At 62.6% G+C, this 6,159-nt stretch carries 3 protein-coding genes; all 3 read right to left on the bottom strand.

The genetic code is table 11. The features are described 5' to 3' along the window. Positions 1-429: 429 nt before the first annotated feature. Positions 430-858, bottom strand: coding sequence for a hypothetical protein (locus BV106_RS24025; protein ID WP_038169032.1), 429 nt, complete (start codon positions 856-858; stop codon positions 430-432). A 719-nt stretch (positions 859-1,577) separates the two neighbouring features. Beyond that, complete coding sequence (locus BV106_RS24015; protein ID WP_038169030.1) at positions 1,578-4,766, bottom strand: efflux RND transporter permease subunit; 3,189 nt, start codon at positions 4,764-4,766, stop codon at positions 1,578-1,580. A 96-nt stretch (positions 4,767-4,862) separates the two neighbouring features. After that, positions 4,863-6,125 carry an efflux RND transporter periplasmic adaptor subunit gene (locus BV106_RS24010; protein WP_051946255.1) on the bottom strand — a complete coding sequence of 421 codons (1,263 nt, stop codon included), beginning with the start codon at positions 6,123-6,125 and terminating at the stop codon, positions 4,863-4,865. Between the last annotated feature and the right edge of the window lie 34 nt (positions 6,126-6,159).

The raw sequence follows: 6,159 nt of genomic DNA, 5'->3' as shown, positions 1-6,159 counted from the left end.
AGTTCGGAGAGCTTTCGATATCGGAGGCTCTTTTGCGTTGGAGCCAAAAATCGGGTGCAGCATCTGGCGACGAAGTCGCTGTGGAGTGCGGCGAGAATCGCCGCTTTCGCGGGGCCTTGTGAGGTGGTGAGTCCTCTAACCGTAGGCTATAGCGTAAGAGGTGATGGATCGTCCAGCGGAGTTGGCCGTCTCTGCCATCCCTTCAGGATGGGGCTCCTTTTTCGCGTGTTCCAGGGGCAGGGCTCGTCTAACTCGCCCGGCCCCTGGCTACCTTCTGGGATGCCTTCGGCATGTCGGGTGGGGCGAGAGCGGTTGCTGAAAGGAGTGCTGGGTCCCGCATGCAGGACTGGCGTTCGTGCCCCTTGGCCACTCGACTGAACAGCCCCGCATGCGGGACTGTGACTACTTTGTCGGCAACGATCAGTCCTCCTACAACGCTGGCGGAGGCGTGCTGTGAAGGCCAAGCTTGGCATAGAACTCCAGCAGGCGCGCTGGCCAAGTGTCGGCCAACGTGAGTGCCAGTGCATGGGCGAATCCCAAAATGAGGCCCAGCCAGACAAGGATCAGCCCCGGCAATCGATGTAGATTGGTCCGAGCGGCCCCCTCGGGAAGGGGAATAAAGCTGGCCAATCCCATGAAGAAGGTCAACACGGTGAGCACATTGATGATGAAGTAGAATTTCCCCTCGTAAACGAGCAGGATGGCTGTGGACAACCACCAACAGAGGGAACCAAGCACAAGGAAAGCCCCGAAGGCGGGCCGGTTCATGGCGGGGCCTTTGCTTACTTGAAACTTGAAGCCTAGCGCGATGATGGCTAGGCCTACGAGGAGGGGGACGACGAAAAGGAGATCCTGCATGTTCGTGCTGATGCGGTGAGGTGTCGCCAATCAATACGGGGGCTTTGACGCGGGTTTTATGCAGAAGTTGTGTGAAGGGGTGAGTGAAGGTTGGGGCGGTGGGCGGTGGACGTGGAGATGGCCCCTGCTGGATAGCGAAGGGTGTGAGGAGATCACGAGGGGCGCGAAAGCGGTGATGCTCACCGCAGTCCCAAAAGCGCTGCGCGCTCAGGTGGAGGGAGCGGGAGATAGAGGGGGAGTTCGGAGAGCCTTCGATATCGGAGGCTCTTTTGCGTTGGAGCCTAGGAATCGGGTGCTGCATCTGGCGACGAAGTCGCTGTGGAGTGCGTGCGTGAAGCGCCGCTTTCGCGGGGTCTTGTGATGGGGTGAGTCCTCTAACCCGTACGCTGGGTTTGGAGAGGAAATAGGCGGCGAGAAAGTTCGACTTGGGACGCTTGGGGCGTGAGCCGGTTGGCACAACCGGACTACGCCCGTGGAGGAAGCTGTTCGTAGTACAAACTTTAGTTTGCTCAGGACGCGCTACCCCCGATCGACTGAGCAAACTAAAGTTTGAACTACAAACAGAGCCTCGCCAACGGATGCTGAAAGTAGTGCTGGGTCCCGCATACGGGACTGGCGTTCGAGCCGATTGGCCACGCGACTGAACAGTCCCGCATGCGGGACTGTGACTACTTTGCTTCGCCCCGCTGCGCAGCCTCAGGAAACATTCCGCATTCCCGTCAGCCTGCCTGAGGCGCGACCAAATGCGCATCACCCTCAACAGCCGGAGCCGCACCCGCCACCACCTTCCCGTCCTTCGGCTTCACGCGCTTCACGCGGAACATCTTCAGCACCACGACATAGTACAGCGGCACGAAGAACAGCCCGAGCACGGTGGTCGTAAGCGCTCCGCCTACAACGCCAGTACCAATAGCGTTCTGGCTGCCAGCACCGGGGCCGGTGCTGAAGGCGAGAGGGAGCACGCCGAGTCCGAAGGCGATGGAGGTCATCAAGATGGGGCGCAGACGTTGTCTCACGGCAAACACGGCGCTGTCGATGAGGCTCTCTCCGGCATCGAAGCGTTCCTTGGCGAACTCGACCACGAGAATGGCGTTCTTCGCAGAGAGACCGATGATGGTGATGAGCCCGATTTGAAAGTACACGTCGTTGGGCAGACCTCGAATCGACACCGCGGCGAGCACGCCGAGCGCGCCCAGCGGCATGTCCATCATGACGGAGAACGGGATGGCCCAGCTCTCATAAAGGGCGGCCAGACACAGGAAGACCATGAGCAACGCGAGACCGTAGAGCGCGGCGGAGTTGGAGCCGGAGAGGCGCTCTTCATAGGAAATACCGGCCCAGGTGTAGCCGATGCCAGCGGGCAGTTGCTTGGCGAGGTCTTCCATGATCTTCATGGCCTCACCGGAGCTGTGCCCCTTGGCGGCTTCACCGCTGATGGCCACGGACGGAGCGCCGTTGAAGCGCTCGAGCTTGGGCGAACCCATAATCCACCTGGCCGTGGCGAAGGCGGAGTAGGGCACCATGTCGCCGCGGTTGTTTCTAATGAACCAGCGGCCGATGTCCTCCGGGGTCATGCGGAAGGGCGCATCCCCCTGGATGAAGACCTTCTTCACGCGGCCTTTGTCGAGGAAGTCGTTCACATAACCGGAGCCCCAGATGTTGGCGAGCTCGGAGTTGATGCTGGCAATCGAGAGACCCAGGGCGCTGGCTTTCTCTTCATCAATGTCCAACTGGAACTGCGGGGTATCGCTGAGGCCGTTGGGGCGCACGCCAAAGAGCGCGGGATTCTGCGAGGCCATGCCGACGAGCTGCATGCGGGCATTCATGAGCGCATCATGCCCGAGGCCGCCCTGGTCCAGCAGTCGGAGGTCGAAGCCGCTCACGTTGCCCAGCTCCTGCACGGCAGGTGGGGCGAAGGCGACGGCCATCGCTTCCTTGATCTGCATGAAGACGCCCATCGTCTGGCCCTGGATGGCCTTCACGCCCTGATTCGGCCCCTGACGTTCTTTCCAGTCCTTCAGGTGGGAGAAGGTGATGACCTGGTTCTGCCCGGCACCGAAGAAGCTGAAGCCTGCCACACCGAAGACCCCGGCAACGGAGTCGCCTTGTTTATCGAGGAGATAATCTTCCATCCTCTGCACCACGGCCAGCGACTGCTCGCGGGTGGATCCAGGAGGCAACTGGGCGGCGGTGAAGATCACTCCTTTGTCCTCATCCGGCAGGAAGCCGGTCTGCAGATGCTTGAAGAGATAGAACACGCCTGCCGCGATGAATCCGTACACCACCAGCAGATAGACACTGCGGCGCAGCAGATGGCCGACGGTCCAGGCGTAGGCATCGGCGGTGCGGTCAAACATGCGGTTGAACCAGCCGAAGAACCCGCGCTGCTTGTGATGCGCGCCTTTGGTCACGGGCTTGAGCATCGTGGCGCACAATGCGGGTGTGAGGATCAAAGCAACCACCACGGAGAGCACCACAGCGGAGACGATGGTGATGGCGAACTGGCGGTAGATGACCCCGGTGGAGTTCCCAAAGAACGCCATGGGCACGAAGGCGGCGCAGAGCACGAGCCCGATGCCGACGAGGGCGCCGGAGATCTGATCCATCGACTTCTGCGTGGCCTCACGGGGCGGCAAGCCTTCCTCCTCCATGACGCGCTCCACGTTCTCCACCACGACGATGGCGTCGTCCACGAGCAGGCCGATGGCGAGCACGAGGCCGAAGAGGGTGAGCGTGTTCAACGTGAACCCGGCGGCAGCCAGCACACCGAAGGTCCCGAGCAACACCACGGGTACAGCGATGGTCGGGATGATGGTCGCGCGCCAGTTCTGCAGGAAGAGATAGATGACGAGGAACACCAGGATGATGGCCTCCACGAGGGTCTTCACCACCTCCGTGATGGAGTGGCGGACAAACGGCGTGGTGTCATACGGGTACACCACCTTCAGGCCGGGCGGGAAGAAGCGGGAGAGTTCGTCCACCTTGGCCTTCACAGCCACGACGGTCTCCAACGCATTGGCTCCGGCGGCGGCGCGAATGGCCATGCCCGCGGCGGGGCGGCGGTTGTAGCGGGCGAGGTTGTTGTAGTTCTCACTGCCCAGCTCCACGCGGGCCACGTCCTTCAGCAGTACCCTCGAACCATCCGTGTTCACCCTCAGGAGGATGTTGTCGAACTGCTCCGGCGTCTGGAGGCGTCCGCGCGTGACGATCGTAGCCGTCATCATCTGTCCCGGCACGGCTGGCAAGCCACCGAGAGAACCGGAGGAGACCTGCGCATTCTGCGAGCGGATGGCGGTGTTCACATCTGCGGCGGTGAGCTGGTACTGCACGAGCTTGTCCGGATCCAGCCAGATACGCATGGCATACTGGGAGCCGAAGGTCTGGATGTCACCCACGCCGGTGACGCGGCTGATGGGGTCCTGCATGGAGCCGAAGAGGTAATCACTCAGGTCGGTGTTGTCCATGCTGCCGTCCTCTGACACGAGGCCGAGCACGAGGAGGTTGTTGTTGGTCGCCTTCGCCACGCGCACGCCTTGGGCCTGCACTTCCTGCGGGAGCAGCGGCAGGGCGAGCTGCAGTTTGTTCTGCACCTGCACCTGCGCGATGTTGGGATCGGTGCCGCCTTCAAAGGTGATGGTCACCGTCGCGCCGCCGTTCGAGTCACTGGCGGACTCGATGTAACGGAGGTTGTCGATGCCGTTCATCTTCTGCTCGATGACCTGGGTCACGGTGTCCTCGACCGTCTTGGCCGAGGCACCGGGGTAGGTGGCGCTGATGGCCACTGCGGGAGGCGCGATATTCGGGTACTGCGAGATGGGCAGGGTCATCATGGAGATGCCGCCTGCCACCATGATGACGAGCGCGACCACCCAGGCAAAGACGGGCCGGTCAATGAAGAAACGGGACATGGAGGGGGAGGGGGTACGGGCAGCAGCAGCACAGGCCGCCGCCCGAGGGGGTTAGAGGAAAGTTGTCCGGTTCGATGAACTCGTACGATGCTCGTGCTAGTGCTTCTGGGGGGCGGCAGCGGCGGTGTTGGCAGCGGCCGTCGCGCTGGCACCCACAGGAGGCAGCGGCGTGGGCTTGATGGCGGCACCGGGGCGGATGCGCTGGAGGTTGTTCATGATCACACGATCACCCGCCTTCAGACCATTGAGCACCAGCCAGTCACTGCCGACCGTGCGGCCTGTTTCCAGCACCCGCAGTTCGACCTTGTCGGCCGCGCCCACGACGAAGACGGTGGCCTCGCCCTTGGAGTTGCGGGTCACGGCAGGCTGCGGCACCAGGATGGCGTCCTGCTTGCTGCCTTCCACCAGACGCGCTCTCACAAAGAGACCGGGCAGGAGGATGCCGTTGGGATTAGGAAATATCGCCCGGATGGTCACGGAGCTCGTGCTGGCGCTCACGGAGACATCGGAGAACTGCAGCGCGCCTTCCTGTGCGTACTCGGTGCCGTCATCCAGCAGGAGCTTCACGCGGGCGCGGCCTTCCTTGTCGGTGCTCAGCTCGCCGCTGCCCAGGGCTTTTCTCAGGCGCAGGAGATCGTTGCTGGACTGGAGCACGTCCACGTACATGGGATCGAGTTGCTGCACGGTCGCCATGAGGGTGGCGTTGGTGGCCTGCACGTAGGCGCCCTCGGTCACCTGGGAAATACCCACGCGACCCGGCACAGGCGAGGCGGCCTTGGTGTAGTCCAGATTGATGCGCGCGCTCTGCACGGCGGCCTTGCTGGAGAGCACATCCGCATCGTACGCCTTCAGCGTGGCCATCGCGTCATCATAGTCCTGCTGGCTGATCGCCTTGGTGGAGATGAGCTGCTGATAACGCTGCTCCTTGATCTTGGCGGCATCGGCATTGGCCTCCGCCCGGGCCAGCGCGCCCAGGGCACGATCCAGCTCGGCCTGGTAGGGCGCGGCATCGATCTCATAGAGCACCTGACCCTCCTTCACATCCGCGCCCTCGGTGAAGAGACGCTTCTGGATGATGCCATTCACGCGGGCGCGGACCTCGGCGACACGGAAGGCGGAGGTGCGTCCGGGCAGATCCTGGGTGAGCGTGACTTTGCGCGGTTCGATTGTGATAAATCCCACCTCGACCGGCGGCGGCGCGCCTCCGGGAGGTCCGCCTGCGGCTGGACCAGCGGGTTTCTTTTCACAGGCAGAGAGCAGCCCAAGCGCCAGCCCGCCTGCGAGGAGACCGTTACAGGTGCGATGAAATATTGACTGGGAGCCAGGTCGGCCCGGGGCCGGAGAGAGCGGGGATTTCATGATGAGGCTGCGAGGGGTTTTTGAGAGGGGGAAA

The organism is Verrucomicrobium sp. BvORR106 (genome assembly GCF_000739655.1).
Lineage (GTDB): Bacteria > Verrucomicrobiota > Verrucomicrobiia > Verrucomicrobiales > Verrucomicrobiaceae > Verrucomicrobium.
The sequence above is the reverse complement of the archived record's forward strand: the minus strand, read 5'-3'. Positions and strand labels throughout refer to the sequence as shown.

Bases quoted from the DNA above. Each gene is read 5' to 3' on its own strand.
- BV106_RS24010 (WP_051946255.1), bottom strand. From the start codon at position 6,125: ATGAAATCCCCGCTCTCTCCGGCCCCGGGCCGACCTGGCTCCCAGTCA.
- BV106_RS24015 (WP_038169030.1), bottom strand. From the start codon at position 4,766: ATGTCCCGTTTCTTCATTGACCGGCCCGTCTTTGCCTGGGTGGTCGCG.
- BV106_RS24025 (WP_038169032.1), bottom strand. From the start codon at position 858: ATGCAGGATCTCCTTTTCGTCGTCCCCCTCCTCGTAGGCCTAGCCATC.